This window comes from Rothia sp. HMSC069C10, assembly GCF_001812205.1.
GTDB lineage: Bacteria > Actinomycetota > Actinomycetes > Actinomycetales > Micrococcaceae > Rothia > Rothia mucilaginosa.
Window position 1 is genome coordinate 144,121 of record NZ_KV808297.1, and the last position, 25,364, is coordinate 169,484.

Here is a 25,364-nt window from a genome sequence, read left to right on the forward strand (position 1 = left end):
CTCGTCGGTTTCGTCAGTTTCGCGCGGTTCTCGGCTGAGTTTGTGGCTAGTTCCCGACTGATTTCCCGGTTAGTTCCCGACTGATTTCTCAGCGCCCGCGGCACGGGCGGGATCCAGCCTATTTCGTACTTCTATTCTAGGCAATTTCGGTTAAATGTACGGTATTGTCCGTCGTCTATCCCGCGGGCTGAAAGCACGGACTAAACATATAAACCGCACGCACCTCGCGGCACTCGGTGAAGCTCCTACGCGGAAGCCCCGTAGTGTTCCCAGCCCATGCCGTCCAGGGAGCGGCCGTCCATCACGACCACCGCGCCGGTCACCGCATTGTGGCGGCGCTCGGCACCGTAGAGTTCGGCGCTCAGACCGCGCTCCGGGGCATCCGCAACGCAGGTGCCCAGGGGCACGAACTCTTCGGGCACCTCACCGGGGAAGGTCGCCAGCAGACCGTGGTCTTCCCCGCCAACCAGCACGAAGGTGCGCGCCAGGGATGCGGGGCTCTCCCCCGCCTCGTTGCGCTCACCAATCGCCAGCAGCAGGCGCGCCAACGGTAGCAGCGGCTCGGCGAAAGCATCCACGGCGGCGCGGTCGAGGCGCATCTGCACCCCGGAGGCGGCGGCAACTCGCCCGGCGTCCTTGACGAGTCCGTCGGAAAGATCCAGCATGGAGCTTGCCTTATGCTGGCGTGCCACCTCACCGGCGGGGATGGGGCTGACCGGGTGGTGCTGTGATTCGACGGCGCGCTCGCAGACCGCAATCATGTGCGCGGCATCTTCGGGGGTGAGGGTGCGGGCGAGCTCGATGAGCCCCTCGGGAAGAGCAACAGCCGATCCCTCGCCCTGCTTTTCAATCTGCTTCTGAGCCCACGCCTGTCCCACCGCATCCAGCGCCGCTTCGACTTCCTGGCCTGCGGCGATGGCACGCAACAGTGCCGTGGCGGGCAGGGAGAGCGGGTTGAGTAGCAGGCGCAGACCGGCATCGGACCAGGCGGTACGCCCCGCCAGGGCGATAGTGTCACCGGGGCGCGCGCCGGAGCGTAGCACGGCGCGGTCCGTGTAGCCGAGGGCGGTAACGGTCACCGACATTTCGGTGGAGTCGCCAATATCGCCGCCGCCAATCACGCATTCGGTGGCTCCGCAGGCGTTGATTCCGTCCACAATGCCGTGGGCGAAGCCGTCAATCCAGCCGTAAGGAGTGCTACCGGGCAGGCTCAAGGAGATGAAGAGGCTCGCCGGGCGCGCACCCATAGCGGCAACGTCGGCGAGGTTCTGGGTCGCGGCTTTGCGCCCCACATCGTAGCCGCTACTGCGGGCGGGTTCCAGATTGAACTCACCGTCTTCGCCCGCCCGTGCGATACCGCCGGGCCAGAGGTTCATAAAGTCTTGGTCCTCAACGAGAGTGTCGGTGGTGACCACGGTACGCTGACCGGGCGCGGGCTCGGCGAGAACGGCACAGTCGTCGCCGGGGCCCACCTCGAGGGGTTCGATGCGCCCCGCCTGGCGTGCTGCAGCGGCAACCTGCTCGTTGTGGGCGTTGATAATCGGCATGAAAGCGCGCAGAACGCGGGACTCCCCCAGCTTTGAGAGAGGTGTCTCTCGCATGGGGTTGTCCCGCGTTTCGCTAAAAGTCTGAGGATTCACATCCTCTATTATCGCGTATTCTTACGCGTTATGTTTGCCTTATGCTCCGCGGCTGAAGTAGCGGATTGCCAGAGCAATCAGCACCAGACCGATGAGTGAGAAGAGGATCAGCGGTGCAATGCCGGAAAGTCCGGAATCGTCCGCGTCCGCATTCTTCACGGCCTGCTCCTGGGCGGCGTTCGCGCCGTCAGCCTTTGCCACGCTCTTTGCGGAGCGGCTGGCGCTAGCCGAGGTGGAGGAGCTAGGCGACTTCGAAGCCGATACCGAGCTTGAGGAGCTCGAGGGGCTTACCTCGTGGGAGTGGTCCTCGTCGGTCTTATTGCGCGAGAGGTATCCAGCAACCCAGTCTGCCGCACCCGGGATGGAGTCATTCGAGCCGTTATTGGCTGCAATTCGTCCAAGGGTGGTACCGCCGGAACGCAACGGATCGTCATCGTCGCCATCAAGCCTGTCGCTCGGTGCCTTGCTCGGTGAAGAGCTCGAAGATCCCGAAGAGGAACTTGAGGATTCAGAGGAGTTGCCCGGTCGCGGAAGCTCAATGGAGATGATGACATCTTCCCCAGAGACTTCCTGACGATTGCCGGGGACGGTCACCGGGTTGTTCGCCGGAGGAATCGGAGCAACAGGTTCGGTCTCGATCGGGGTAACCGATTTGGAGTCCGAGCTGTCCTTGTTATCCTCTACCGGAGCTACGGGAGCTACCGGAATCACGGGGATGACCGCGTCCTTGGTCGGCTCGTTAGTCGGCTCCTGCTTAGCTTCCTTGGAGGGCTCCTGAGTCGGATCCTGAACCGGGGCCGGGACGACCGGAACCTGAGAGGGCTCCTGGGTCGGCTCGGGAGTTACGTCCTTAGTCGGCTCGGGAACCGGGACGGGATCCTGGGTCGGCTCCGGGTTCGGTTCCGGAGTGGGGTCCTCAGTCGGCTCCGGGGTCGGTTCGGGAGTTACGTCCTTGGTCGGTTCAGGAGCGGGCTCCGGATTCGGTTCCGGTGTGGGGTCCTGAGTAGGCTCCGGGGTCGGCTCGGGAGTTACATCCTTCGTCGGCTCGGGAGTAGGTTCAGGGGTGGGCTCTACCGTAGGCTCAGGGGTCGGATCCTGAGTAGGCTCAGGAGTTGCATCCTTGGTGGGTTCCGCGGTGGGCTCCACAGTAGGCGCAACGGTCGGCTCCGGAGTGGGAGCGACAGTAGGTTCTGCCGTCGGCTGGACCGTAGGCTCCGCAGTCGGAGCTACAGTCGGCTCAGCCGTCGGAGTTGCGGTAGGAGCAACACTCGGTTCGGCACTTGCGCTAGGAGCTACGGTCGGCGTAGCGGTAGGTTCAGCGGTCGCATCCTTAGAGGGCTCTACGCTAGGACTCGCTGTAGCACTCGGGTTTGCAGTCGCACTAGCTGAAGCGGTGGGCTCGGCAGTAGGCTGCGCGGTAGCGTTCGGGGTAGGAGTCGCATCCGGGCTGGGCGTAGCACTTGCGGAAGGCTCAGCACTAGCGGTGGGCTGAGCACTCGAAGAAGCGCTAGGCTGAGCGGTGGGCTCTGCCTGCGCTTTGTCAGTCTTATTGTCCCCCTGAGCGGTGGGCCATGCGCTCACGGTTGCGAGCGTGGGTACTGCCGTCTGGGAGGAGGATGCCGCGGTCGCGGCGGAATCTTGGGTTTGTTCTGCGGTGCCGACAGGGTTCGGCGGAAGCTGTGACGCTGCCTCCTGCACATCTTGAGCAAATGAGGCTACGTATGGACTTCCGGAAGCAACCAGTGCTGTCGCCAGACTCGCAGAGACCACCTTACGGTTTCGTTTTCCCAAAGGTTGTCCTTGACTTTCTAATACGTTGTGAGTGAATAGATACCCAATCGCTAGGGCAGATTGGATATGCCTTCATCTATTCTACCGAATCGGCTTTTTCTTCATTACTCATTTTAGCGCTTTCATACCAATCTTTGAGCTTCAAGATGTGCAACGACCATCAACGACATCTTTTCGTTACCTAGAAGCATCATTTCATGCACTTATGAGCAGAATTACGTTTTGCCTTATCAATACCGCTTTAAAACTTGCACTCCACCATCCAAGCAGCCCCGAGGTGGGTGTAAGTGATTTTTCTCATGAGTGAAAAACGAGCGATTCTCATAAGCTTTTGGGGCTCAATACGTACCAATTACCCCTCCCGCACAGACTGAACTTGCCCACCGCGCAAAAAGCGCCCCGGCGCGAATCCCTCAAGAATCCGCACCGAGGCGCCTTACAGCAGGGGCTACTCCCCCACCGTTACGTATTCAATAACTGAGCGCAGTCAAAACGACAGCGTGCCCAAGAACTAACGCAGCTTCAAGAACAACTAACGCAGTCTCAGAACTAACGCAGCCTCAAGAACTAGCGCAGACCCAGGGGTCGTTCCATCGCCAGGGTCAGCAGCTCGCTAATCAGGTCAGTGTAAGAGATGCCGGTGTTCTCCCACATGGTCTTGTACATCGAAATCGGGGTGAAGCCGGGCATGGTGTTCACCTCGTTGATGACCAGGCGGCCATCCTCGGTGTAGAAGAAGTCCGCACGAGACAGACCTTCACCATCCAGCGCCAGGAACGCCTTCACAGCCAGCTCACGCAGACGATCCTGCACATCCTGCGGCAGGTTCGCCGGGCACACGGTCACAGCGGAAGACTCAGAAACATACTTCGCCTCAAAGTCGTAGAAGCCGTGATCCTCGTCCACAACCTCAATCTCACCGGGGTAGGATGCGCGGGGCATCTCGCCGTGGTGGCCATCGAGCACAGCGCACTCGATTTCGCGGCCCACAATACCCGCCTCAATAATGATCTTCGGATCGTGGCGGCGCGCCTCTTCAATCGCGGGCACGAGCTCCTCCACCGAATCCACCTTGGTAATACCGAAGGAAGAACCTGCGCGGGTCGGCTTCACGAACATGGGGAAGCCCAGCTTCAGCACGCGCTCCAGGATCTGCTCGCGGTCCTCGTGCTCCCACTGGCGGTTGGTGACAACCTCGTAGGGGCCGACCTCCAGGCCAGCAGACTCGAAAGCAACCTTCATGAAGTGCTTATCCATACCCACAGCGGATGCGGTCACACCGCAACCCACATAGTGCAGGTCAGCCATTTCCAGCAGGCCCTGCACGGTGCCGTCCTCACCGAAGGGGCCGTGCAGCAGCGGGAACACAACGTCCACCGGTGCGGTGCGGGTAACGTTACCCTCAGCATCCACCAGGGTCAGGCGGGAATCGCCGGCGCCCATCGGCAGGAACACCTGCTGGGTACCCTCGGGGAACTCTGCGGTACCGCGAGTGCCAGCGGTCAGCTCGGCAAGCTGCTGCTCGTCGGTCAGGTACCAGCGGCCGTCACGGGTAATACCGATAGTGATGACGTCGTAGGCGGTGCGGTCAATAGCGCCCAGAACGCCGGCAGCGGTAATGAGCGAAATCGGGTGCTCGGAGGAGCGGCCACCGCACAGCAGGGCGACGGTCTTCTTCTCGGTCATATATTTCTCCCTGTTCGTTTCGGGGCGTACCCGCCCCACTTACAGCCCATTGTATCGTCTCTTACGGGCCTTTCTGACACTAGTACCCAAGCTGCGGTAACCGCAGATACCGGGGTCATGGCGCACGGTGAATACGCAGCACAGGCCCATCAAATAAGGCGGTAATCAGCTGATGCATGTGCGCATCGTCGGTGGTGAGAGTGGCGGTGCGGGGGCGCCTGGGGTGAGTTTTTACCGGTTCCATCACACCTGTACCCGCCAGATGATGAGCGGTAATAGTTAGCACCGCCACACGTTCACGCCGCGTTGGAAACTCAGTGTGCAGTATCTGCCGCAGATATTCAGACACGTTCATGGTGTCCTCGGCAGAACCTGCGGCTGCGAGCACTATAGCGGTTTGAGGCAGCAGGTATGCCCATCGGCGGAATGCCATGACCCCCGTCATCTCCTCGGGGCACGAATCAGCCTGTTCGCCCCAGGGAACCACCACAATATCGGCACTCTCAAGAGCCTCGTATATATCGGTGGTGTAAGTCACCGGAAGCTGGTGCGCGGTTTCTCCCATATCGGCGGGTTCCCACAGGTATACCGGGCGATCGCACTCGGTTTTTTGAGCTACCGACCCTGTAGCTGCAGCACACAGCGCCCCATACCCTGCGGAGCCCAACACAGCGGTGGTTACCGAGCTCAGGTTCATTGCGTGCTCTTAATGCCCTTCATGCTTGAGGCGGCGACCCAGCAACTGAGGCGCCAACTCCTCAATGCCAATACGGCCCGAAAGCACAGCCACCACAGCCTCAACAATGGGCATCTCCACGCCGTGGCGACGAGCCAGCTCAGCCACCACCGGTGCCGACTTAATCGACTCAGCCGTCTGGCTCATGTGCTCGTGCAGGCGGTCAGGGGTAACACCCTGAGCCAGCAGGCGGCCCGCCGTGTGGTTACGAGACAGCGGCGAAGAGCAGGTCGCAATCAAGTCGCCCATACCGGCAAGACCGCTCATCGTCGCAGCCTCGCCGCCCAACGCCACCGCCAGGCGGGTAATCTCCGCCAGACCGCGCGTCATAATGGACGCCTTCGAGTTATCGCCATAATTGCGGCCTTCGCAAATACCCACGCAAAGGGCAATCACGTTCTTCACCAGGCCACCAATTTCAGTACCAACCACATCCGTGTTGGTGTAAGGGCGGAAGTAACCGCACGCAATCGCGTGAGCAACAGCCTCAGCCACCGGCAGGGTACGAGCCGCAACCACGGAGGCGGTAGGCTCCTCCCCCATGATTTCCTTCGCCAGGTTCGGGCCCGACAACACGCACACGCGGTGCGGAATATGGCCAATCGCGCGCAGATCAGCACCACGCAGAGCCATGGATTCTTCCAGTTCCTCGGTAATGACCTGCGACATGCGCAGACCCGTACCGGTCTCCAAGCCCTTCGCCAAAGACACCAGCATGGCATTCGGCTCAATATAGCGGGCGAAGCTCTGCAACTGCGAACGCAGAACCTGCGCGGGCAAGGCAAGAACCACGATATCGGCGCCGGTCAGCGCCGCGGGGGCATCCGCCGTGAAGTGCATGTTATCCGGCAGCTTCATTCCCGGAAAATAGCGGGCGTTCTCGCGGGTGCGTTCGCACTCAGCCATCACCTGCTCATCACGACCGATGAGGGTCACGCGGGTGTCATCGCCGCGCTCGCGGGTAGCGTCCGCCGCGATCTTAGCGAAAGCGGTGCCCCAGCTACCGGCACCGAGCACCGCAATAGACTGTACGGTTGCCGGAGGGGTAAATTCAGGGCTTGCTGCGGGGGTGCGTCCAAAGAAGGTCACGAAAACACCTGCCTCTCTTCCTTGTGAGGTTATTGTGCGAGTCCCTGACAGGCGCCTCAGCAAATAGCCGCGGCTTCTGTCAGGGCCTCTACGATTTTCCCATCTGGGATGCTACTTTTCGTCCGGTTCGCCGAGCGCGCCACCAACCGGACCCGAGGGGGTACCGGGTGCTTCACGACGCTTCGTGCGCGGGTTCCAACGACCCTCAGGAGCCTTCTCACCGCGGATCGTCTCCAGCTCGGCGGTAATAGCGTCCAGCATGGCGTCGGTGACCACGCCCAGTTCGGTGCGGGTGTGCTTAGCCTCGGGGCTGGTATCCTCAACGAGGGAGGCGATATCCAGCGCCTTGCCAACCTTTACGCGAACGGTCTTGCGCGGGAACAGCGAAATCTTACGCTTCTCCTTGATGCGGCCGTCCTCGCCAGCCTCATCCACGTAACCGAGAATCTGTTCATCACCCCAGTGCGCCACCGGGTAGACGGGCGCACCGGTCGCAAGAGCCAGACGAGCCGCGCCGGTACGCGCCTGCATGGGCCACAGCTGCGGATCATGGGTGGTGGTGCCCTCCGGGAAAATCACGACGGCACCGCCAGCCTCAACAATCTTGCGGGCAGTAATCAGGGACTTACGCGCATCCACCGAACCGCGAACCACAGGAATATGCGCGAGCTTGCGCATAATGTAGCCGAGCACGGGGGCGCGGAACAGCGAATCCTTCGCCAAGAAGCGCGGCAGGGCGCCCTCAACGAAAGCAGGGAAAGCCACAGTCACCGGGTCAAGCTCGGTGGTGTGGTTAGCCACGATAATGTACCCGCCGCTCTTAGGCAGGTTCTCACGGCCGGTAATCTCAACGCGCGCGATGAGCTTGTACAGCCCGCGCGCAGCGTTACCGAGCACCTTGTACAGAGCATCACCGGAGGCGGTGGGCTCAATCTCAGGCAGAGCCTGCTTTCCCTGCTGTCCGCTCACTAGTCCTGAACCTCAACTTCCTCGGGCTCAACAACGACGATTGCTGCATCGGGCTTGGGAGCCTTCGACGCCTTGCGTGCCAGCACCTCAAAGTTGGCACCCAGGCCCTTGAGCTTCTCCTCGAAGTTCTCGTAGCCGCGAGCAATCAGCTCAACACCGCTCACGTGAGAGGTGCCCTTAGCAGTCAGAGCAGCAATAATGTGGGAGAAGCCGCCGCGCAGGTCCGGAACCTCAATGTCGGCACCGGTCAGCGGGGTGGGGCCAGAAATAATAGCGGAGTGACCGTAGCCCTTACCCTCGAAACGGCAGGGCGTGCCGCCCACGCAGTCACGCATGACGACAATATCTGCGCCCATCTGCTTCAGCGCGTTGGTGAAGCCGAAACGCTCCTCGTACACGGTCTCGTGCACGATGGACGCGCCCTTAGCCTGAGTCAGCGCCACGACGAGGGGCTGCTGCCAGTCGGTCATGAAGCCGGGGTGCACGTTGGTCTCAAAGACGATGGGCTTCAGCTGAGCTCCGGGGGTGCGCTGAGCCGGGTGGGTAAAGCGGATGCCCTCGGCGGTCACCTCGTACAGGCCGCCCATCTTGCGGAACTGGTTCAGGAACGCGGTCATGTCCTTCTGGGCTGCACCGCGCACGAAAATGTCGCCGCCGGTAGCCAGCGCCGCAGAAGCCCAAGAAGCAGACTCGTTACGGTCGGGCAGGGACGCGTGATCGTAGCCGGTCAGCTCGTCCACGCCCTCAATGACGATGGTGCGGTCCTCGTTAATGAAGATAATCGCGCCCATCTTCTGCAGAACAGCAATCAGGTCAATAATTTCGGGCTCAATCGCTGCGTTGCGCAGGATGGTCTTACCCTTAGCGCGCACACCGGTGAGCAGGACCTGCTCGGTAGCGCCCACGGAGGGGTAGTTCAGCACAATCTCTGCACCCTTCAGACCCTCTTCGGGAACAATCAAGGTGGTGCCGGTTTCGTCGTCCTTCTCAACGACTGCGCCGAACTTGCGCAGCGCAGACATGTGGTAGTCGATGGGGCGGTCACCGATCTTGCAGCCGCCCAGGTTGGGGATGCGTGCGGTACCGAGGGTGTGTAGCAGCGGGCCCACCATCAGAATCGGGATGCGGGAGTTACCACCGAAGAGCTGAATCTCCTCTGCGTTCTTTGCGGCGGTGGTTGCATCCTGTGCGGGGTTGAGGGTCAGAACACCAGCTTCGCGGTCGTAGTCGACCTTTGCACCGTGCAGCTCCACGAGGGTGGTAACGATTTCGACATCGCTCAGGTCAGGGACGTTACGCAGGGTCGAGGGGGTCGAACCGTGCAGTGCTGCGACCATCGCCTTGGGCACCAGGTTCTTGGCGCCTCGAACGTGAACCTCACCAACGAGCGGAGTGCCACCTTCAATGCGAAGCTTGCTGATGTTCTCAGTCATTAAAAATCCTTTGTGGAGTCGGCTGGTTTAGGCCGAACTTTAACAGTGTGCCGATGCGCCGCGTTCTGTCGTGCCGCGCCCCTGCCGGTAGCAGGGCGAAACGGGCGCATATATTCATCATTATTCTAAGCCCTGCGTAAAGGTGCTCCAAACACTGAAGAACCTTTGGAACTCGTGACTGAGATTTTGCTCTGTTGTGTATGTGAAAAACCGCTCTGGCCCCCTCAGATTCAGAGCCAGAAAAACAAAAAGATACACAAACATTCACACTAATGCAAACATTTTCTGTTTCTTCGCCGAAATTTGACGTTAGTTTCGTCTTTTTAACGTCCGAATTTGAACTTGAGAGCAACCTCACCCCTACAATAACGTGCACACTCGTGCCCACTGAACGGCGCCTCCGCTCTCACGGAGGAGCCAATCAGCTCTACACTGCGGCATAGGCGCCGGCACCGACCTTGCACCCGCGCAGTACAGAGCCTCACGGGAGGGCGCGTGGCGTGCATTCACTGCATAAACCTTTGCGATGGTACCCAACCAAAACGGTTCGGCTTCCTGATTCACTTCAACTTCAAAAATTCACTTCAACATCACCGTAAATATTCGAAAGTCAACTAAAAACCAGGGCCCATCGCAACCAACCACAGGTCGCTTCGCGGCTGCATCCGCGAACTACCGGAGGACCCCAAATATGACACATCACAACACTGCATCACGCATTTCGCGCCGTCGCCTCGTACAGGGTGCGGCGTGGAGTGCTCCCGTTATCCTCGCCAGCGCAACCGTCCCTGCATGGGCGGCAAGCGGCGAGCCCACCTGTTCCCCCGCTCTGACCCTCAAGCCGACCGCAACCGGCTTCGACGACAAGGCTGGCGCATACACCGAATGGCTCGTCCCTGAAGGCGTTGGACGAGTACGCTTCGACCTCGTGGGAGGTGCCGGCGGTGCCGCATCTTCCTTCACTCCCCGATACCTGACCGACGTCACGAACGCGGCCCTGGCTGGCGGCGGTGCCGGTGCACAGCTCAGCGGTGTTCTTGCGGTCAAGTCCGGCGACATCCTGCGCGTCTGGGCGGGTAACGGCGGCGTCGGCTCCGCAGCCGGCGCACAGCCCGCACTCGGAGGCGAAGGCTACGCAGCAGGCGGCGACTCCACCGGCTCCAGCACCGCAACCGGCGCAGCGCAGGTAGTAGGAGGCACCGATAGCGGCTACGTGTACGGCGCGTCCGGCGGCGGCTCCTCCGCGGTCGAGCTCGTCCGCGACGGCGCAGTCACCGTCGTAGCCGTTGCCGGTGCTGGCGGCGGCGGCGCGCAGCTGGGCACCCTCACCACCCACCAGAGCCTCTTCAACGCCCAGCCCAAGGATCAGCTGAACCCGGCACTGCGCGTGGCGCTGGACGGTCGCGATGCATCCACCACCGCAGGCGGCAGCGCGGGCGGCGACCTGGGCACCGACAACACCGGTCAGGGCGGCATGCTCATGGCAAGCCCCTACCAGGAGTTCAAGCCCCTCGACGAGGACGATAAGACCCTCGACATGCGTTTCATGGTCACCGGCGGTACCGCTGGTCGCTCCGGCGTAGCTGGCACCCTCGGTGAGGCACTGGCAGGCGTCCTCGACGAGAACAACGAGCTAAAGCTCATGCCCATGTCCGAATCCTGGTTCGACTCCTACGATTTCCCGCGCTACTACCGCTACGAGGGCGACTCCGTGCATGAGGGAGAGAAGGGCACCGGCGGTGCGAACGCAACCGGCTCTTACCGCGGTAAGGGCGGCTCCGGCGCGCTGCTTTCCCGAACCCACGGCAAGCTCTCCCTCACCTCCGTAGCATCCGGTGGTGGCGCCGGCTACGGCGGCGGAGGCGCAGGCCTGAACATCTGGACCGTTGGCTCATACTACGAGGGCGTTTTCGGCCGTCAGGTGCAGTTCGAGGGCGAAGGCAACATCTACTCGCTCAGCGCCCTGAGCAGCGGCGGCGGCGCAGGCGGCAGCTACATTAACCACGAGGTGGTTTCTGACTTCGCTCTTGCCACCGCACAGAACGCGAACCCGACCGCGGGTGTGCGCTCCCCCGGTTCGGCGGCGCTGTACAGCTGTACCGAGAACGCAACCTTGAACACCCCCATCACTGAGGGTGCCTAAGCTCTAGGTATTGAATAAATACGCCTCCCCGGAAGTTCCGGGGAGGCACATTCATATGTGTGCCAGGTTTTTGGGTACAGAAAAGCTCGAAGGCGGCGACTGAATCAGTCGCCGCCTTCGAGCTTTATATATCTACGGCTTAGAGTTCCCCTACTTAGAGCTCCTGAGTGCGGGGCATCCAGGAGGGGCGCTTCGCCTCGTACGCTTCAATAGCTTCGAGGTTCTGCAGGGTCAGACCGATATCGTCCAGGCCCTCCATGAGGCGCCAGCGCACGTAGTCGTCAATCTCGAAGGGAACAACCAGCGCGCCCACGGTTACGGTCTTGGACTCCAGGTCAACGGTGATTTCGGTGCCGGGCTCGTGCTCCAGCGCCTTCCAAATCAGCTCGATATCGTCCTGTGCAACCTGTGCGGTGACCAGGCCCTGCTTACCGGAGTTGCCGCGGAAAATATCGGCAAAACGAGCAGAGATAACGACCTTGAAACCGTAGTCGCGCAGCGCCCACACGGCGTGCTCACGCGAGGAACCGGTACCGAAGTCCGGGCCCGCAACCAGCACGCTACCGTGCTTGTAGGGCTCCTGGTTCAGGATGAACTCGGGGTCCTTACGCCAGTTAGCGAAGAGGGCATCATCAAAGCCAGTCTTGGTCACTCGCTTGAGGTAGACGGCGGGGATGATCTGGTCGGTGTCAACATTCGAAGAACGCAGCGGCACGCCAATGCCGGTGTGCTTAATAATGGGTTCCATAATGGCTCCTTAGCTATAGCGGCGTGCTAGGCCACGACGTCGGACGGGGCGGACAGGGTACCGCGCACAGCGGTTGCGGCGGCGACCACCGGGGAGACCAGGTGGGTGCGGCCACCCTTGCCCTGGCGGCCCTCAAAGTTACGGTTCGAGGTGGAGGCGCAACGCTCACCGGGTGCCAGCTGGTCGGGGTTCATGCCCAGGCACATGGAGCAGCCGGCGAAGCGCCAGTCGGCACCGAAGTCCTTGAAGACCTTGTCCAGGCCTTCTGCTTCTGCCTGCGCGCGGACCTTCTGGGAGCCAGGCACGACCATCATGCGCACGTTCTCGGCGATGGTGCGGCCACGAACGATGTCCGCTGCGGCGCGCAGGTCCTCAATGCGGGAGTTGGTGCAGGAACCCAGGAAGACAACATCCACGGGGATTTCCTTCATGGGGGTGCCCGCCTCCAGGCCCATGTATTCGAGGGCGCGTTCTGCTGCGACCTTGTCGTTCTCGTCCTCGAAGTCGTCCGGGGAGGGAACGGCGTGGCTCAGCGGAATGCCCTGACCGGGGTTGGTACCCCAGGTGACGAAGGGTTCGAGCTCGTCAGCGTTGATGAAGATTTCCTTGTCGAAGACGGCGCCTTCGTCGGTGGGCAGGCTCTTCCAGTACTCGACTGCCTTGTCCCACTCTTCACCCTTGGGCGCGTGCTGGCGACCCTTGATGTACTCGAAGGTGATCTCGTCGGGGGCGACCATGCCGGCGCGTGCGCCCGCCTCGATGGACATGTTGCACATGGTCATGCGGCCCTCCATGGAGAGGGAGCGGATCGCGGAGCCGCGGTATTCGAGCACGTAGCCCTGACCGCCGCCGGTACCGATCTGCGCGATGACGGCGAGGATGATGTCCTTTGCGGTCACGCCGGGCTTGAGGGTGCCTTCAACGTTGATTGCCATGGTCTTGAAGCGTGCCAGGGGCAGGGTCTGGGTCGCCATGACGTGTTCCACCTCGGAGGTACCGATACCGAACGCGAGAGCGCCGAACGCACCGTGGGTGGAGGTGTGGGAGTCGCCGCAGACGATGGTCATACCGGGCATGGTCAGACCCAGCTGCGGGCCGACCACGTGCACGATGCCCTGTTCCTCGTCACCGAGGGAGTGGATGCGCACGCCGAATTCCTTGGCGTTGCGGCGCAGGGTCTCGATCTGGGTGCGGCTGGTCAGGTCGGCAATGGTGCCGAAGATGTTGTCGGTGGGGGTGTTGTGGTCCTCGGTGGCGATGGTCAGGTCGAGGCGGCGCAGGGGGCGGTTCTCGATGCGCAGGCCTTCGAATGCCTGGGGGGAGGTCACTTCGTGCAGTAGCTGCAGGTCGATGTAGAGCAGGTCGGGCTTGCCGTTTTCACCGGGGACGACGACGTGTGCGTCCCAGACTTTTTCTGCCAGGGTGCGCGGACGGGTGCCCGCGGTGGTTGCGTTCTGTTCGCTAGTCATGCTTTCTCCTGCTTGATGCGTTCCTACGGTGGATGCGTTCGGTGTGGTGCGTGCCGCAAGTTTGCGGAGTTGAGGGGCGGATTATGTACCCGATGGGACCCTCAAATCGGTATTTCCCTGCGGCGTGTCGCATATTTTTTCACGGATTCTTAGCCTGTGAGACGGCCTAGAAACACCCCGAACTAGCGAGTGTTTTTATGTGGGTTTACTCTATGACTCCAGGGTAATTTTGCGAGATTATTCGCATTTTTCTGCGTCTTTTCGCATATTTTCACCCATAAACCCACACAAACACTTATTATGAAAAGTTCACAATTTATCCCGTAGGGGGTGATTCCATCTTCAGCTCTGCATCTCAAAGAGTCCATGAAGTCCGGGGTATCTTTCATATTCTGAGATAGAATATAAGAATGACTCCTTCCGCCTCACGTTTTAACGCACACGGAATGCGTCACCCCAACGCATCCACACACCACAACGCACCGATTGTTGACCCCGTCAAGCCGCCCGAACACATGGCCGCCGACGAGCAGATGGTAGAGGTACACTCCCACGGCTCCTCCGGCGTTGGCGTGCTCGATAAAGCGACCCTCATTCTTGATTGCCTCGAGGCAGGACCCGTATCTCTGGGTGACCTCGTCAAGGCAACCGGTCTGGCGCGCCCCACCGCACACCGCCTCGCCGTGGCGTTGGCACACCACCGCCTCGTAGCCCGCGACGTGCAGGGGCGCTTCATGCTCGGACCCCGCCTGACCGAACTCGCATCCGCAACCATTGCTGACGAGCTCATCACCGTGGCAGACCCGATTCTGCAGAAGCTCAGCCTCGAAGCTGACGAGTCCACCCAGCTGTACCGCCGCCAGGGTGACTGGCGCGTGTGCGCTGCGACCGCGGCACGCCCCTCCGGCATGCACGAATCCATTCCGGTCGGTACCCAGCTGTCCATGCAGGCTGGTTCCGCCGCCCAGGTTCTGCTGGCTTGGGAAGACCAGAACCGCATTGTTGAAGGCCTGCGCGATGCGCACTTCAGCGCCGCCATGCTCGCGGCTGTGCGCCGCATCGGTTGGGCGCAGTCCGTAGGTGAGCGTGAGCGCGGTACCGCCTCGGTTTCTGCTCCGGTGCGCGCTCCCGGCGGCAAGGTGATTGCGGCAGTGTCCATCTCGGGTCCGATTGACCGCATGACCCGCCAGCCGAACCGCAACTACCCTGAGCTGGTCGTTAAGGCTGCTCAGGCGATTACGGACGGTCTGCGTGAGCTTGCGGCGTCTCAGCAGGCTCCCTGCGCTGAGAGTACTGAAGAAGACTAAGCTTCAGTAGCGTGTAGATCTAACGAAAAGAATCCCTCCCTGCCTCGTTTGAGGTGGGGAGGGATTCTTTTGTGTGCTCTTGCTTCTCGGAAGCTGGTCCGCTAGATGTCCAGCGCCTTACGGTAGGCGTTCAGGCGCTTTGCTTCCTGCTGTACCGGGGCGACCACGCAGGACTGCACCGCCTTCTCCACGCCGGTCTGCAGGCGACCTCGCAGCTTACGTGCGTAGTAGCGTGAACCCATGGCGGTAAGTAGCCTGCCCACACCCGCCGAGGCGATACCGAGCAGCACACCCAGCAGCAGAAGCAGGGTCGGCAGGGGCACCGGGGAGCCTTCGGGGGTCGGGGCGGGCGGCAGCTGAATCTGCAGGTACGCCATGCCGGAAATCAGGGTCAGCCAGCCGACGCCTACCAGGGCGCTCATTAGCGCGATCCACTGCAGGGCATTGAAGATGACCCAGGGGGCGCGGGTGCGGCCCAGACCGTAGTCGATGCGCATCATGTCGCGTTCGAGCAGTTCGGGTAGCTCAGCCTCGCGGGAGAGGGCGGCTTCCTTCATGCTGCGTTTCCACGGTTCGTCGATGCGGGCCGCCATCTGCTTGCTGTATTGGCGCACGGCGTTTGCCATGCCAGCCTTCTGCGCGGCGCTCAGCGGAGGTAGCGAGGATGCCACCAGCTCGGGTGCGTTCTCGCTATCGGAACCGAGCATGCCCGCGGACTTCTCGGCCTTAGACGTGCTCTTCGTTTCGTCTTGCTGCCCCAGGTGCAGGCGGCGCAGGGGGTCAGCTTTCAGGCGGCTCATCCAGCGGGTGAGGATCCAGCCGGTGTGCTGACCCGCGGTGCGGCGGTAGGAGGCGGTTGCCGCCTGCAAAACCTGCTCTGCCTGGCTGGAGGTGTAGCATGCCTTCACGAGCTTCTGCTCCGCTTCGAGGGCGTAGGCTCCGGCGAGTACGGTGCCCTCTCCCCCGGCGTAGGTGCGCAGCTGGGAGGCGGTGGCGTGCAGCTGCGCGTCGGTTCGCTGCAGGGATAGGCTCTTGGCGGCGGCTACCTGGGCGAGCAGGTCGCGGAGCACGTCCACGCCCTCACCGGTTCGTGCGGAGACGGCGATGGGTGCGGCAAGCAGGTGCGCTTCGGTACCCTCAGCCTGGAGCAGGCGGGTGAGGGAGGCGAGCACGGCGGGCACCTCGGCGGGTGCGAGTTTATCCGCCTGGTTGAGCACGCAGAGCGCCTGCGCGCCGGATGCGGCAAGCGGCACCATGAAGTCGCGGTGGATGACGGCGTCGGCGTACTTTTGGGGGTCGACAACCCAGACGAGCACGTCCACGTAGCGCATCATGCGGGCGGCGAGGTCGCGGTTGGTGGTGGTGACCGAGTCGAAGTCGGGCATGTCCAGCAGGATCAGACCGCCGGTTCGGGTGCGCATTTCGCCGCGTCCGCCGACGGCTCGGCGGATGCGGTTGAAGAGTCCGGGAGCGGGTTCGGTTACCGCGTTGGGTGCCGCTACTCCCCCGGCAGCCTCGCTACCCTCGGCAGTGTTACCTTCGGCGGCGAGCGCCTGAGTTTGCGGGTAGACGCGCTTGTCGATACCGAGCCAGTCAAGTAGCTCTTCGCTGCCTTCTGCTTCCCAGATTGCCGCCTGCACGGTGGAGGTGGTCGGGCGTGTGGGCGCGGAGAGGGCAATGTTCTGCCCGGCGATGGCGTTGAAGAGCGTGGATTTGCCGCTGCCGGTCGCGCCGAAGAAGCCGATGACGGTGTGTTCGGTGGAGAGTTCGCGGCGTTGGCTGAGGCGTTCGAGGGTTGCGGCGGCGTCGAGCAGCACGGTTTCGGGGACTCGTCCTTCGCCGTAGCTGATGGCGTCCTTGAGGGATGCGACGGAGCGCGCGAAGGGCGAGGTTGCCACGGCGGGGGTGGCGCCTCGCTCGGTGTTGCGCTCAGTAGTATTGCGCTCGGCGTTCTCGAGTTTCTTCTCGGGGGTAGTCATAGTGCGTTATTTCTTCGTCTGTGGTGCGGGGTGCCTGTCCGGAGTGGTTTAGCGAGCAACCGTGCCGTTAGTGTGGGCTGCGGCTTGGCGCTGTGTGGTTTGACTCTGGGTGCTCATTTCTGCGGCGATTGCCTGCACCTGCTCAGCGGCGCGGTGAATGTCCTCGGCATCAGCCTGCGGGTCGGTTTCTTCCAGTACGGCGGTGAAGGGCTGAGCGTGCTCAGTGAGCAGCCCCGACATGCGTTCGAGCAGGTCGGTGCGGGCGCGGGTTGCCATGCGGCGCACCGCGTCTTCACCGAAGATGGACTCGAGCAGTTTGGTGCCGACCACTCCGCTACCGCCGGCGATACCCGCCTCAATACCGGTGATGCCGCCGGTGAGGCTGAACGCGGCAACCATGAGCATCACGGCGGTGGCGTTCACGCCCAGGGAGAGGAAGCGGGCGCGTTTGCGCTTGTCGGCTCCTTCTTCGCGGATCATTTCGAGGACGGATCCCTGCCAGAGGCGAATCTGTTCGGCAACGGCTGCGGAGAAGATGTCCTCGGCGGACTGCACTTCCCCCTTCGCTTCGTTGCCCTTTGCCTCGCCGTTTGCGCCTACGTTCTGTTCGAGTGCGGCGGAGACAGCCTGCGGCGCAACAGAAACAGCCTGCGGCGCATCAAGGCGCGCCAGCAGGGAGCGTCCGGCGCGGCTGGCACGCCAGCGGGTGCGGGTGTTTTCGGAGGCGCGGGCGGCTGCATCCAGCACGACGGCGTGGATGCCGCTTTCAAGGGCGTCTTCTACCTTCTGGGCGGCGGCGGGCTGGCCTCGCAGGGCGGAGCTGACGCGGTCGCGCAGGCGACCGATGGTGCTGTCGAGGGAGCGGAAGAAGTCGCCGGTTCCCACGAAGTCGTGCCAGCGCGAGAGCACTTCGCCGCGCAGCAGGGAGCCGTCGGAGAGCGCCCCGTCGATGGTGGTCAGCGCGTCCTCGTATTCTTCGGCGACGATGGTGGCAAGCGACTGGTGCGCCGCCTGCTGGCGTGCCTGTTCGGCGGCGAGCACCTGCAGGTTACCGGCGAGGGTTTCGACGGCACCGGCGAGGGTCTGCCGGGCGATGGCGGCGCGGGCAGGTGCGTCGGCGCCGAGTTCGCGGATCCACAGGGTCAGCGGGGCGAGGCTGACAGGTGCGAGCATGCCGCTTTCGTCGCGGGGCTGTTCGGTGACGGTGTGAATCAGGACGGCGTGGATTCCGGCTTCGTCGAGCATGCGTCGCAGGTCGTTTTCGATGGCTTCTTCGTCACCTTCGGGCACACGGTTGAGCACCACGGCGATGGCGATGGAGCGTGCGGCTGCTTCGTGGAGCAGTTCCCAGGGCACGGCGTCGGCGTAGCGGTTGGCGGTGGTGACAAAGAGCCACAGGTCTGCGGCGGAGAGCAGTTCCTTGGCGAGGGTGCGGTTTTCCTCGGAGACGGAGTCTATATCGGGTGCGTCAATGAGCGCGATGCCCTGCGGTAGCGCCGAGGTAGTAATAGGAATGAGGGCGCGCGCAATCTTCGGGTCGAGGCCGGGTAGTGCCTGCGATCCGGCGTTCATACCGGAGGTGCGGGTGCGCGGCAGGGTGGGCAGGAAGCGTTCGGGTGACAGCGCCGCTTCGTCTTCTGCGCGGTACAGGAGTACGGGGTGGCGGGTGGTGGGTCGAATCGCGCCGGACTGGGTGAGCGGTTCGCCGAGCAGAGTGTTGACGAGGGTGGATTTGCCGGCGCCGGTGGAGCCTCCGACCACGATGGTGAGGGGGTTGTCGACGCTGGCACTGCGCGGCAGGATGTAGTCGTCGAGTTGGCGTGCCATGGCTGCGAGCAGGGTGCGCGCGGTGGCGGTGCCGTGCTCGGCGGTGCCGTCGTGGGTGACGGCGTAGGGGGTGCCGGGGGTTTCGCCAGCTTCTACGTCGAGCGGGAGGGGGATTCGAGTGAGCAGTTCGCGAGCTGCTTTGAGCTGCGCATAGTCGGTGGTAGTCACAGCGCTATTGTCCCATAGGGTGCACCAGCTTCATGCCATGTTTGGGTGTTGGCACGGTCGCGTTGTGGCTAGGTTGTGCGGTTGGGGGCGTTGAGGCTGTGTGAGGGGCTATTTCTGATAGGTGTTTGGACAACCTGAAGAGGTTGAAATACTACTTGCACACCGCGTGCAACAACTCCAATTTATGATTTATTCATAAGAAGAGCAGGTGGGAAAATCCTTGAGTTTCCGCGGGAAAAAAGCACATTTTAATGCGGTTACCCGGAACACATTGGTACGTTTTATAACCCGCATAAAACGGGCAAATATTAAGATTTGATAACTTTTTACCTTTAAGCGCAGATATGGTCATTGCGGACCTGAAAGTACGCTTAGAATCGTTGAGCACGACAACCAGGCAGGTCATAACCCACACCGATTCCTTCAGATGGCTTTTGACCTGCCCTTTCTATCGCATCCGTACTCACCGCGGTATGCCACACCCATCGGGAACGCTCACCGACCCCTCACGCAACTGCAATCAACTGCCGTTGAGGTTCACTGCATCCGAGCTACCCGTTACTGCCTGCCCGTCTTTACTCTTGCGAAAGGTTGCGTATGTTCGGTTCGCTGTCACGTCGCCATCTTCTTGCTCTTTCTTCCGGAGCAGCATTGAGTGCACTCGCAAGCGCTTGCAGCCCCAGCGCAGTTTCTCGCCCTCAACCACTCGCTAACCCTTCCCCTACCAAGGTTGCTCCTCAGAGCGCCCAGACTAAATCTGCGACCACCACGCGCAGTATTACGTATGCCGAGCCTCTGCCCGCATCGGCTCTGGATGGTCGCGGACCGGCTCTTTTGCCGGATCAGTTCTTTGAGCGTTCCGGAAATTTCTCAAACGGCACCCTGAGCCATCGAGCCGTCAATGTCCCCCGCCCCACCATGCCCCCGGAAGCTAAAGAGCGCACCGTCGAGGGCCTGCATGCCTTCCTGCAGTACTGGGGTGCGGCACAGAACTACATGCTCCTCACCGGTGACACCAATCCCTTCATGGATTTGCCCGGCCAGGAGCACTTTAGTCAGATGGCGCAGATGTACCGCGATATCTACCGCTACAACATCGGCTGGCTGGTCTCTAAGAACAACCACCCCATGTGCATTAACCTGAGTTCCCCGCAGCCGGTGCCCGCTACCGAGCAGGACGTCTACTGCTGGAAGGCGACCCTGAAGGTGGACGAGAACGCGTTCCTGTTCAACCATGAGACCCGTCAGCGTGAGCAGCTCACCGGTATCTACGGCAGCAATCAGAAGGCGGATGCTTACGTCTACTTTGGTGAAGAGGGCTGGCAGATGCTGGAGGATCCGAACTCTTCCCCGAGTGCTACCGCCACCCCCGCGGCCAACCCTGAACCGTCCGCGAATACTCCGAGCGCACAGCCGACCCCGAATGAGAGCACCTCTTCTAAGGCGACTCGTTATATTCGAGGCTCAGCCTAAAGCTTCTTTACATCCGTGCCTCAAAGAACCCGTCATATTGGGTGATATGAGGCACGGATAAGAGCTTTTATTTGTGTGCCACGCGTGAAATCTATAGGCTAGGGCTAGATGAGGTCCGCCCATTTTCGCCTCAATACGCGTCTACCCGCCCTGCGGGTGACTGCTTCGCGCCCTCCTGTAGGGGCGTGATGTTAGGCTGAGAATTGGAGCGTGAGCTCTTCACTTATCACCGATACTTCCGCATCACAGCACATTCAAGGGGATCACTATGATTCACAGCCGCCGCCACTTTATTGCGCTTACGGGCACCGCCGCCCTGGGTGCGATGCTTGCCGCTTGCGGTTCCAAAAAGACTGCGGAGGCGACTGCCTCCCCCACTGCTTCCGCTTCGATTGCGGGTGCCTACGACAATCTGTCGGGCGAGCTGAAGTGGACTAAGTACATTGCGGGTAACGGTGCAGCCCCGATGAGTAGCACCGACCCGGAAACCGGTCAGGTGTACACGATTGAGCCGACTGCCGGCCCGGCAAGCGTTGATTCTAAGGCTAGTGCCGTGCCCATCCCCATTGAGGATGAGAGCATGTACGAGAAGAACGCCCGTAGCCTGCGCGCCACCTTCGCTTATTTTGCGGCAGCGGTGAACTATGCCCGCATGACTGGTGACCCCGGTCCTGCTCTGCAGGTGGTTCAGGCGCAGAACTCTACCGACCGTGCGGCGCTGGAGAAGTTGCGTGCGTTCTATGCTCCCGGTACGAACTGGCTGGTGGGCGGCGAGTGGACGTTCCGTCTGACCGATAAGCAGCCGACGACCCGCGGCACTAAGTATGCGTGGGCGTGCACCGTAACTCAGGCGCACGGTATGCAGGTTGAGAAGGCGACCAATACGACCAAGCCTCTGGAAGACACTGAGGCACAGGAGATTAAGGCTCTCTACGCTGAGTACGATGAGGAGGCGAAGCGCTGGGTCGTCATCTCGCCTCAGCAGTACGATCCCGCGTTGACCCCGAAGCCGACTCAGACTCCGCGTGCGCATCCTTCCTCGACCTATACCCCGACGGTGACTGATGACAGCACCGTGGCGGCTAATGCTGGCGCACACACCGGCGCGAATACTTCGGGTAACGGCGCGGCTCAGGGCACTGCTCAGAACGGTGGTGCGCAGGCTCCTTCCGCCCAGAACGGTTCCCGTCAGTACACTGGCTCCCAGAACGGTGGTGCGCAGAATGGTAGCGCGCAGACCGGCACCGGTCAGGGTGGCGCGGCTCAGGCTCCTCAGCCTGCCGCTACCCAGGCGCCTGCGGCTACCGCGCAGCCTGTGGCAACTCAGCCTGCCGCTGCGACGGTTCAGCCGAGCGCAGCGCCCGGTGCTCCTGATCCCGGTGCCGCTCAGCCCGGTGCCGCTGGTGGAGATGCTGCTCCCGGCGCTGAGGCGCCCGGCGGTATTCCTGGTGAAGGCGCACAGTAGCCCCTCCTCTAACAGACGATGAACGCGTCCCCTCCTTCGCTACCCTCATCTGGTGCGATGCTCCCGCTGGTTCCACTGAGTTCACTGGCTACGGTAAGTTCGCTGATGGGCGGCATATCACGCTCATTTGAGCGCTGGTACGCACGGGTGTGAAGGCGGGGGCGCGTTATACTTAGGACTGTCTCTAGAGGGATGTCCGCGTGTGATATCCACTCGTCGAGGCGTTCTCTCACTCGTCTCTCACCTGAGATTCTCACTCGAAAGGTACTCCGTGGCGCTTTTCCCCATGACCTCCGGGCTTCCCAGTTCCACTACCGGCATCAGCCGCCGTACTGCTCTGCGTTACGCGGGTGCGGGCGTTGCGGGCGTGTCTTTGAGCGCCCTACTGGTTGCGTGCGGTGGTTCTTCTTCCACTAGTGAAAACGCTGATGCGGATACCCCTCAGATTTCCCCTTCGGCTTCTTCGCGTACTGATTTTAGCGGCGAGGTCACCTTCGATAACTACGAGAAGAAGGGTGATTTCATTCCGGCGACCGAGTCTGCTCCCGCGCAGAACGTGCCGTTCCCCAAGCGTCCGGCGAGCGCTTCGGAGAACTCGGTGCAGGGTCTATACGATTCGATTGCGTTCGTGTATGCGGCGATTAACTACCTGGTGCTGACCGGTGATGCGGCTCCGCTGCGTGAGTCGAAGGCTGATGAGAAGTTCGTTGCTTCGTTCTCGTCGTTTATGGATGAGTCGAATGAGAGCTCGCAGAATCGTGATTGGTTTGTGTCGCCGAAGGTGACCATGTCTGCATTCACTGCGGTTCCTGCGCTGGTGAAGAAGAGCGTGCAGTGGACCTTTGATCTGGTGATTGATTTGGGTCCGACCGTGGTGATTGACGGTGCTCCCGCGGAGATGTCTGAGAAGGTGCGCCGTACTGAGCGCGGCTTGGTGATTACCGGTGTGCGCCACGATAATGACTGGACTTTGACTATTCAGGATGAGTACGAGGCTCAAGCGTCGACTCAGCCTAAGAATGGTGGCGCTAATGGTGGTGCCGCTAACGGCGGTAATGCTGGCAATTCCGGCAACTCCGGTAATGGCGGCAATTCTAATGGTGACAACCTTTAAGCCCTCAGATGGATGAGGCATCATGCCCTAACTCGCACTCGGGTTAGGGCATGATCTGTTTTACTCTGGTAGTAACGAGCTTTCCTGGATTCAAGGTTTTTTCTCTTATGTCTTCTTTTTCTCAGTCTTTCTCTCGCCGCTCCCTGCTGCGCCTGGGCTTGGGCGCATCCGCTGTTGCGGGTTCTGCGGCACTGTTGAGCGCGTGCGGCTCGGGTAGCTCTAGCCAGCAGTCGGGTTCTCAGGGTGGTAGCCTGAACGGTTCGAAGTCGAGCGCTAACCCGAACGGGTACAGCGATGATGGTAAGAACTATTCGGGTCTGGTGGAGTACACCCACTATGAGGGTGCGGTGAATTATGAGCAGGGTACGGTGGATCATCCGCCGCGTAATGCTCCGAAGCCGAAGGTGACTGATGCTCTGTCGGCAAATACGGTGACGGGTTTCCATGAGGCGATTGCTTATTTTGCGGCAGCTATGGATTATCTGGTGAAGACCGGTAGCACGGATGCGTTCTCGACCGGCATTCAGCTGTCGTCGAAGACTCGCTCTGAGGTGGATGCTCTGTCGGCTTCTATTCTTGCGGGTGTGGAGAAGGGTTCCTGGTATGTGAATCCGTCGGCTTCCTATGCGCTTTCGAGTGCGCAGCCGTCCATTATGAGTGATGGCAACCTGCTGTTTAAGGGCCGGTACACTCTGGACTTCGGTACGGAGGCGGTGGCTGAGGGTAAGATCCAGCCGGTGGTCGCCTCGGCGAGCGCTTCTGCTGAGCCTACTGAGCCGTCCGAGGATGCGCTGGTGTCTGATGCGGCGTCCCCCACTGCTTCGGCTTCTGCTTCTGCTACTGCGGCGGGTCCTGCTTCTCAGGTGACGGTTCAGGAGTGCGATTTCCGCGGCCGCTACCACGCTGATTCTAAGATGTGGGAGCTGAGCGTGGCGTACGGTGCCACTGTTCAGGGAGGTACCGCCCAGGGAGGCGCATCCACCGCAAGTGCTGCGGCGTCTGGCGCGGCATCCGGTTCGGCTTCTGCTTCTGCCGCCGCTTCTGCTGAAGCTTCCACTGAGGCGTCCGCCACTTCCGCGGCGTCATAGTTCGTCATAACGCTTTTATCTGCGAGGCGCTTCTCACGCTTCGTCCACTCAACTCTGTATCCTGTTGGGTTTGCGGCTAAACTGGTTGCAATCACCGACTGACTGAAAGGTATCACTATGTCCGAGAACCTGACCCGCCGCGCGGCGCTGGGCGTACTGGGCGTCAGCTCCATGGCTTTGCTGGCGGCTTGTGGCTCTAAGGCTACTTCTGAGGCGTCTGCTTCCGCTTCTGGCTCTGAGAGCGCTTCTGCTGCTGCTTCTGAGTCTGCTACCGCTTCGCCCTCTGCTTCTGCATCGGCGTCTGCTTCCCCTTCCGCTTCTGCTTCGGCTTCGGCTACTGCAACGAACTCTCCGCTGCCTAACGACAATAAGGATTACAGTGGCGTAGCGAAGCTGGAGAAGATGGAGGATCACGGCGAGTACCAGCCGGGTAACGCTGAGCACCCGCCGCAGAATGTTCCTTCCCCGATTGTTCCGGAGGCTATGCACCAGAATTCGGTGGCTGGCTTCGCGGCGGCTCTGGCGTACTTCGGTGCGGCGTTTGAGTACCTGCTGCGTACCGGCGATATGCACTACATGAACGAGGTCAGCACCGACCAGGAGACCCTGGCGGCGATGAAGAAGTACGCGGATTCCACTAAGGCAGGTATTGACGAGAAGAAGACCTGGTACGTGAACCCGACCGCTACCTTGACTATTGGTACTAAGCAGCCGGTTCTGGCGCAGGGCGCGTACAACTGGACCGTGACTCTGAATGTTGATCTAGGTGAGAAGCTGTTCAAGGACGGCAAGGAGCAGACTGTGGCGGCTGATAAGCGTCACGTGAAGATGTTTGGTGAGGCTGTTGGTCGCTACTTGAACAACAAGTGGGATCTTCACATGGACATCAACTAGTCCTCTGAGGCTGGTTTTCTCCCCCGCTTTTAGCGTTGTGCCGTCTCAGGATGCGGTTTTTACTGTTTTTTCCATTGATGGCAATAAAATTTGTGGCTCCAGCTTGCGGTGAACGGAGTTCACCACTACTCTTATATACAGAGGTTGTCTTTTGGGCTACATAATGTTTCTAGAGAGCGCCGCACATTCATCATCCTTTGTCGAGAAAGGGTTTGTGCGGCGCTTTTCTGTACCCTCTTTCTGAACCTCGTTCCTTGAGGTTTTTCTCTGGCATTATTACGAACTGTGACCGCAGGTTTAAACCTGCCGCCGGTGAGTAGTAGAGTTGCCACGTAACCGATTATT

At 61.1% G+C, this 25,364-nt stretch carries 18 protein-coding genes; 7 read left to right on the forward strand and 11 right to left on the reverse strand.

The window, feature by feature from the left end:
* Nucleotides 1–245: 245 nt before the first annotated feature.
* From HMPREF2842_RS02870 to murA, 7 genes are all read right to left on the reverse strand, one after another.
* Entirely contained in the window at nucleotides 246–1,601 is a 1,356-nt protein-coding gene (locus HMPREF2842_RS02870; RefSeq protein WP_070642634.1) for a thiamine-phosphate kinase, read from the reverse strand.
* 78 nt (nucleotides 1,602–1,679) lie between these two features.
* Nucleotides 1,680–3,338, reverse strand: a complete 1,659-nt coding sequence (locus HMPREF2842_RS02875) for a PT domain-containing protein (protein WP_246823161.1) — start codon at nucleotides 3,336–3,338, stop codon at nucleotides 1,680–1,682.
* Nucleotides 3,339–3,998: 660 nt separating this feature from the next.
* Nucleotides 3,999–5,117 carry a D-alanine--D-alanine ligase family protein gene (locus HMPREF2842_RS02880; RefSeq protein ID WP_049347437.1) on the reverse strand — a complete coding sequence of 373 codons (1,119 nt, stop codon included), beginning with the start codon at nucleotides 5,115–5,117 and terminating at the stop codon, nucleotides 3,999–4,001.
* A 115-nt stretch (nucleotides 5,118–5,232) separates the two neighbouring features.
* Nucleotides 5,233–5,682, reverse strand: coding sequence for a hypothetical protein (locus HMPREF2842_RS02885; RefSeq protein WP_141752172.1), 450 nt, complete (start codon nucleotides 5,680–5,682; stop codon nucleotides 5,233–5,235).
* A 141-nt stretch (nucleotides 5,683–5,823) separates the two neighbouring features.
* Nucleotides 5,824–6,942 carry an NAD(P)H-dependent glycerol-3-phosphate dehydrogenase gene (locus HMPREF2842_RS02890; RefSeq protein WP_070642638.1) on the reverse strand — a complete coding sequence of 373 codons (1,119 nt, stop codon included), beginning with the start codon at nucleotides 6,940–6,942 and terminating at the stop codon, nucleotides 5,824–5,826.
* A 111-nt stretch (nucleotides 6,943–7,053) separates the two neighbouring features.
* A complete protein-coding gene (locus tag HMPREF2842_RS02895; RefSeq protein WP_049347432.1) occupies nucleotides 7,054–7,911 on the reverse strand; it encodes a lysophospholipid acyltransferase family protein in 858 nt (285 codons plus the stop codon).
* The gene (gene murA, locus HMPREF2842_RS02900) at nucleotides 7,911–9,344 is read right to left on the reverse strand and encodes a UDP-N-acetylglucosamine 1-carboxyvinyltransferase (RefSeq protein ID WP_049347430.1); all 1,434 of its coding nucleotides are present in this window, start codon (nucleotides 9,342–9,344) and stop codon (nucleotides 7,911–7,913) included. The genes HMPREF2842_RS02895 and murA overlap by 1 nt, the downstream gene beginning before the upstream one ends.
* Before the next feature lie 691 nt (nucleotides 9,345–10,035).
* On the opposite strand from murA, the gene HMPREF2842_RS02905 reads away from it, so the two are divergent.
* Complete coding sequence (locus HMPREF2842_RS02905; RefSeq protein WP_070642639.1) at nucleotides 10,036–11,487, forward strand: transcriptional initiation protein Tat; 1,452 nt, start codon at nucleotides 10,036–10,038, stop codon at nucleotides 11,485–11,487.
* 154 nt (nucleotides 11,488–11,641) lie between these two features.
* Here HMPREF2842_RS02905 and leuD read toward each other — a convergent pair whose 3' ends face one another.
* Nucleotides 11,642–12,235, reverse strand: a complete 594-nt coding sequence (leuD, locus tag HMPREF2842_RS02910; protein ID WP_005505627.1) for a 3-isopropylmalate dehydratase small subunit — start codon at nucleotides 12,233–12,235, stop codon at nucleotides 11,642–11,644.
* A 26-nt stretch (nucleotides 12,236–12,261) separates the two neighbouring features.
* Complete coding sequence (gene leuC, locus HMPREF2842_RS02915) at nucleotides 12,262–13,704, reverse strand: 3-isopropylmalate dehydratase large subunit (protein WP_049356655.1); 1,443 nt, start codon at nucleotides 13,702–13,704, stop codon at nucleotides 12,262–12,264.
* A 410-nt stretch (nucleotides 13,705–14,114) separates the two neighbouring features.
* Between leuC and HMPREF2842_RS02920 the strand changes: the two genes are divergently transcribed.
* Entirely contained in the window at nucleotides 14,115–15,011 is an 897-nt protein-coding gene (locus HMPREF2842_RS02920) for an IclR family transcriptional regulator (protein ID WP_371259997.1), read from the forward strand.
* Nucleotides 15,012–15,112: 101 nt separating this feature from the next.
* Here HMPREF2842_RS02920 and HMPREF2842_RS02925 read toward each other — a convergent pair whose 3' ends face one another.
* Both HMPREF2842_RS02925 and HMPREF2842_RS02930 read right to left on the reverse strand, forming a co-directional pair.
* Complete coding sequence (locus HMPREF2842_RS02925; protein ID WP_070642643.1) at nucleotides 15,113–16,990, reverse strand: GTPase; 1,878 nt, start codon at nucleotides 16,988–16,990, stop codon at nucleotides 15,113–15,115.
* 48 nt (nucleotides 16,991–17,038) lie between these two features.
* Nucleotides 17,039–18,985, reverse strand: a complete 1,947-nt coding sequence (locus HMPREF2842_RS02930) for a dynamin family protein (RefSeq protein WP_049342117.1) — start codon at nucleotides 18,983–18,985, stop codon at nucleotides 17,039–17,041.
* A gap of 918 nt (nucleotides 18,986–19,903) precedes the next feature.
* Here HMPREF2842_RS02930 and HMPREF2842_RS09345 point away from each other — a divergent pair.
* The 5 genes from HMPREF2842_RS09345 to HMPREF2842_RS02955 all read left to right on the forward strand — a co-directional run bounded on the left by HMPREF2842_RS09345 (nucleotide 19,904) and on the right by HMPREF2842_RS02955 (nucleotide 25,019).
* On the forward strand, nucleotides 19,904–20,458 hold the full coding sequence (locus HMPREF2842_RS09345) for a DUF6318 family protein (RefSeq protein ID WP_246823162.1): 555 nt from the start codon (nucleotides 19,904–19,906) through the stop codon (nucleotides 20,456–20,458).
* Nucleotides 20,459–20,726: 268 nt separating this feature from the next.
* Complete coding sequence (locus tag HMPREF2842_RS02940) at nucleotides 20,727–21,923, forward strand: DUF6318 family protein (protein WP_070642647.1); 1,197 nt, start codon at nucleotides 20,727–20,729, stop codon at nucleotides 21,921–21,923.
* Between the two features lie 271 nt (nucleotides 21,924–22,194).
* A complete protein-coding gene (locus HMPREF2842_RS02945; protein WP_070642649.1) occupies nucleotides 22,195–23,037 on the forward strand; it encodes a DUF6318 family protein in 843 nt (280 codons plus the stop codon).
* Nucleotides 23,038–23,144: 107 nt separating this feature from the next.
* On the forward strand, nucleotides 23,145–24,125 hold the full coding sequence (locus tag HMPREF2842_RS02950) for a DUF6318 family protein (RefSeq protein WP_049349020.1): 981 nt from the start codon (nucleotides 23,145–23,147) through the stop codon (nucleotides 24,123–24,125).
* A 117-nt stretch (nucleotides 24,126–24,242) separates the two neighbouring features.
* Nucleotides 24,243–25,019 (forward strand): DUF6318 family protein, encoded by a 777-nt coding sequence (locus tag HMPREF2842_RS02955; protein WP_012903318.1) that lies wholly within the window; start codon nucleotides 24,243–24,245, stop codon nucleotides 25,017–25,019.
* Nucleotides 25,020–25,364 lie beyond the last annotated feature (345 nt).

What these genes read in the sequence shown, in the direction of transcription:
- HMPREF2842_RS02950 (WP_049349020.1), top strand. Translation starts at nt 23,145, where the DNA reads ATGTCTTCTTTTTCTCAGTCTTTCTCTCGCCGCTCCCTGCTGCGCCTG.
- HMPREF2842_RS02905 (WP_070642639.1), top strand. Translation starts at nt 10,036, where the DNA reads ATGACACATCACAACACTGCATCACGCATTTCGCGCCGTCGCCTCGTA.
- HMPREF2842_RS02920 (WP_371259997.1), top strand. Translation starts at nt 14,115, where the DNA reads ATGACTCCTTCCGCCTCACGTTTTAACGCACACGGAATGCGTCACCCC.
- murA (WP_049347430.1), bottom strand. Translation starts at nt 9,344, where the DNA reads ATGACTGAGAACATCAGCAAGCTTCGCATTGAAGGTGGCACTCCGCTC.
- HMPREF2842_RS02880 (WP_049347437.1), bottom strand. Translation starts at nt 5,117, where the DNA reads ATGACCGAGAAGAAGACCGTCGCCCTGCTGTGCGGTGGCCGCTCCTCC.
- leuC (WP_049356655.1), bottom strand. Translation starts at nt 13,704, where the DNA reads ATGACTAGCGAACAGAACGCAACCACCGCGGGCACCCGTCCGCGCACC.
- leuD (WP_005505627.1), bottom strand. Translation starts at nt 12,235, where the DNA reads ATGGAACCCATTATTAAGCACACCGGCATTGGCGTGCCGCTGCGTTCT.
- HMPREF2842_RS02870 (WP_070642634.1), bottom strand. Translation starts at nt 1,601, where the DNA reads ATGCGAGAGACACCTCTCTCAAAGCTGGGGGAGTCCCGCGTTCTGCGC.
- HMPREF2842_RS02925 (WP_070642643.1), bottom strand. Translation starts at nt 16,990, where the DNA reads ATGACTACCCCCGAGAAGAAACTCGAGAACGCCGAGCGCAATACTACT.
- HMPREF2842_RS02940 (WP_070642647.1), top strand. Translation starts at nt 20,727, where the DNA reads ATGATTCACAGCCGCCGCCACTTTATTGCGCTTACGGGCACCGCCGCC.
- HMPREF2842_RS02885 (WP_141752172.1), bottom strand. Translation starts at nt 5,682, where the DNA reads ATGGGAGAAACCGCGCACCAGCTTCCGGTGACTTACACCACCGATATA.
- HMPREF2842_RS02955 (WP_012903318.1), top strand. Translation starts at nt 24,243, where the DNA reads ATGTCCGAGAACCTGACCCGCCGCGCGGCGCTGGGCGTACTGGGCGTC.
- HMPREF2842_RS09345 (WP_246823162.1), top strand. Translation starts at nt 19,904, where the DNA reads ATGCCCCCGGAAGCTAAAGAGCGCACCGTCGAGGGCCTGCATGCCTTC.